Annotated in this window: 1 rRNA gene; it reads right to left on the bottom strand. The window is 63.3% G+C overall.

What is annotated here, in order from left to right:
* Nucleotides 1-187: 187 nt before the first annotated feature.
* Nucleotides 188-3,014, bottom strand: a 23S ribosomal RNA gene (locus AB1L88_RS26795).
* Nucleotides 3,015-3,069 lie beyond the last annotated feature (55 nt).

Raw genomic sequence — 3,069 nt, 5'->3', positions numbered from 1 at the left:
GCAAGAGATGTTGCGTCCGAATGTTCGACCCGTTCGGAGCGTGTCGCATGGCCGAGGGCCACGAGACGACGATTCGGGTCGTCCGGAGGTCCGGGTGAGGGAGGCTCTGTGTTGGGCCACGCCGACCCGGGTGTGTCTCCGACGCGTCGCAGCGGTATGTGCTGCGAGGCGGCGAGGACGGGTCGGGGTGGTCAAGCCGCTTGGCTCTTAGGACCGGTCGGCTGCGACGGTCGCCCGCCGTGCACTCCCGGCCTATCAACCTGGTGGTCTTCCAGGAGCCTTCGCACCGAATTGGTGCCGGAAACCTGGTCTTGAGGCCGGCTTCGCGCTTAGATGCCTTCAGCGCTTATCCGTTCCCGACCTGGCTACCCGGCGGTGCCGTGAGCACGACAGCCGGTACACCAGAGGTCGGTCCTCCCCAATCCTCTCGTACTAGGGGAGACTCCTCTCAAGTTTCCTCCGCCCGCGGCAGATAGGGACCGACCTGTCTCACGACGGTCTGAACCCAGCTCGCGTACCGCTTTCATCGGCGAACAGCCGAACCCTTGGGACCTTCTCCAGCCCCAGGATGCGATGAGCCGACATCGAGGTGCCAAACCTCCCCGCCGCTATGGACGCTCGGGGGAGATCAGCCTGTTATCCCCGGAGTACCTTTTATCCGTTGAGCGACGGCCTTTCCATCCAGCACCGCCGGATCACTAACGCCGACTTTCGTCCCAGCTCGACTGATAGGTCTCGCTGTCAGGCCCCCTTGTACGTTTGCGCTCGCGTTGCCCGATGGCCGACCGGGCCGAGGGGACCATGGCGCTCCTCCGTTACGCTTTGGGAGGAGACCGCCCCAGTCAAACTGCCCGATGAGCAGTGTCCCGATTGTGGTGCAACCGGTGAGGACAGTCGACGATCCAGGCTGGTATTTCACCGGTGGCTCGACCCGGGCTGGCGCCCGGGCTTCGCAGCCTCCCAGCTATGCTACACAGGATCGACGGCTGGCCAGTGCCAACCTGCAGTAAAGGTTCACGGGGTCTTTCCGTCTAGCCGCGGGTACGTGGTATCTTCACCACGACTTCAGTTTCACCGGGTCCCTCGTGGAGACAGTGCTCCGGTCGTTACGCCATTCATGCAGGTCGGAACTTACCCGACAAGGAACTTCGCTACCTTAGGACCGTCATAGTTACGGCCGCCGTTTATCGGGGCTTTGGTCGGCAGCGTCGGCTTGCGCCTGACCGCCTCCCTTAACCTACCGACACCGAGCAGGCGTCAGACTCTATACGTCCTCTTGCGAGTTGGCAGAGTCCTGTGTTTTTGGTAAACAGTCGCCGGAGCCGATTCTCTGCGGCCGGCTCGCGCCGGCGCCCCTTCTACCGAAGGTACGGGGCTATTTTGCCGAGTTCCTTCACGAGGGTTCTCCCGAACGCCTTCGGATACTCGCCTGGCACACCTGTGTCGGTTTGCGGTACGGGCCGGGGGATTGTCCGGACAGGGCTTTTCGCGGCTGCCACGCGGGGGACTTCCGGACTAGGCCGTCGTCCTTGCGGAACGGGGGTAACTAGCACCCCGATCCCCGTGATGGCAGCGTCACCTGCCTTCAACCGCACCCCCGGGTGCCGGAATATTCACCGGCTGCCCATCGACTACGCCGTTCGGCCTCGTCTTAGGTCCCGACTAACCCTGGGCGGATTGCCCTTCCCCAGGAACCCTTGTGCTTTCGGCGGGCCGGCTTCTCACCGGCCTTGTCGTTACTCGTTCCGGCATACGCACTCGACGGCGCTCCACCACCCGTTGCCCGTGTGGCTTCGACGCGGCCGTCGACGCTCTCCTACCATTGGAATTGCTTCCAATCCGCGACTGCGGCGCGACGCTTGAGTCCCCGTCATTTTCGGCGCGGGACGGCTCGACCGGTGAGCTGTTACGCACTTTTGAAATGGTGGCTGCTTCTAAGCCAACATCCCGGCTGTCACCGCGGTCCCACTTCCTTTGCCACTGAGCGTCGTCTTGGGGGCCTTGGTCGGCGGTCTGGGCTGTTTCCCTCTCGAGCGCGGAGATTCTCCCCCGCGTTCTGACTCCCGGGATAAAACAGGCGGTATTCGGAGTTGGGTTCCGGTGGGTACCCGGGGAGGGCCCCAGCCGGATTCCGTCGCTCTACCCCCGCCTGCGAATTCCCCGAGGCTGGCCCTCGAGCCATTTCGGAGAGAACGAGCTATCTCCAGGTTTGATGAGACTTTCACTCCTCCCCACAGGTCATCCCCTGATTTTTCAACATCAGTGGGTTCGGTCCTCCACGACCTGTTACGGTCGCTTCAACCTGCCCATGGGTAGATCACCTGGTTTCGCGTCTTTGGCACCCGACAATCGCCCTGTTCAGACTCGCTTTCGCTGGGGCTCCCCCCCTGAAGGGGTTAACCGGCCGGATACCAAAACTCGCCGGATCATTATGCAAAAGGCACGCGGTCAGGCGGAGCACATGGCTCGTCGCCCTCCCACCGCTTGTAGGCACGGGGTTTCAGGTTCAGTGTCCTCCCCTTGTCGGGGTTCTTCCCACCATTCGGTCGCCCTACTGGGTTCACTATCGGTCGTCGCCCGGTACTTAGCCTTGCGGGATGGTCCCCGCCGATTCAGGCCGGGTTTCACGTGCCCGACCCTACTCGGGTACCACTCTTCAGAGGACAGAATCCGTCACCTACGGGACTTTCACCCTCTCCGGTGGGCCGTTCCAGGCCGCTTCGACTGAACCCTGTCTTTATCACTCTGTCGGACCGAAATCCTATCGAGTGGCCCCACGACCCCGATCGGTGTCCCGATCGGTTTAGGCTCGATCCCCGTTCGCTCGCCGCTACTGAGGGAGTCGCGGTTGCTTTCCGTTCCTCCAGGTACTGAGATGTTTCAGTTCCCTGGGTTGCTGTGGGGACCTCGGGATCGACGGGCGTTCGGCCCCTCCCCCGAGCTTATCGCAGCCTGCCACGCCCACATTGCCGGCGACGCCTAGGCATCCCCCCCGTGCCCTTCGGGGCTTGACCACGCCGACCCGGCCTCGACGCCCGCTCGACCGGACCCGAAGGCCCGGCCGCCCGT

Origin of the sequence: Tautonia sp. JC769, from assembly GCF_040717455.1 — a bacterium.
Lineage (GTDB): Bacteria > Planctomycetota > Planctomycetia > Isosphaerales > Isosphaeraceae > Tautonia.
Note: the sequence above shows the minus strand (reverse complement) of the source record. Positions and strands in the feature narration are given on the sequence as shown.